This is a genomic window from Cellulomonas telluris (assembly GCF_004886325.1).
In the GTDB taxonomy this organism is placed as follows: Bacteria; Actinomycetota; Actinomycetes; order Actinomycetales; family Cellulomonadaceae; genus Cellulomonas; species Cellulomonas telluris.
The window spans coordinates 1-505 of the sequence record NZ_QXFN01000127.1; the positions used below are offsets into that span (position 1 = coordinate 1).

The window sequence follows — 505 nt, forward strand, 5'->3', positions numbered from 1 at the left end:
GGGGGCCGGGCACGACGGCCGGCAGTAGATGCCGGTGGTGCGCACCGCGGTGTAGAACACGCCGTCGAAGCGCCGGTCCCGGCTCTGGACGGCGCGGTAGCAGGCCTCCGCGTCGAGGTGGCCGGTCGGTGTCATGGGATCAGTCTGACCCCTGACACCGACCGCCACCAGCGGAAAACGGACACGGCCGTCCCGGTCAGCCCTGCACCTGCGCCTGCATCTACTCCTGCACGGTGATCTCGGTGGTGCGGCGGGTCCGCGGCTGCCGCGCCGGACCGTGGAGCAGGAAGCGGACCCGGACGGCGCCGTCGGGGAACGCCGCGGCGACCTCCCGCTCGACGTCGGTGGCCGCCTGGACGAGCGCGGCGGCCTCGGCCTCGACCTCCACATGACCGCTCAGCTCGACGACCTCGGGTGCGTCCGGCAGGACGCGGCCGCGCGGTCCGGTCACCGGCGCGAGGCTGCCCCAGCGATCGGCCAGCGTCGAGGCCAGGGACGAGCGGTC

2 protein-coding genes are annotated in these 505 nt (G+C 74.7%); both read right to left on the reverse strand.

All coding sequences use genetic code 11. The features are described from left to right. The coding region (locus tag FB586_RS19055; protein ID WP_281276713.1) for an Ada metal-binding domain-containing protein at window positions 1-135 on the reverse strand (135 nt) is incomplete at its 3' end. An 85-nt stretch (window positions 136-220) separates the two neighbouring features. Beyond that, window positions 221-505: hypothetical protein (locus FB586_RS19060; RefSeq protein ID WP_222928406.1), on the reverse strand; the 285-nt coding region annotated here is incomplete at its 5' end.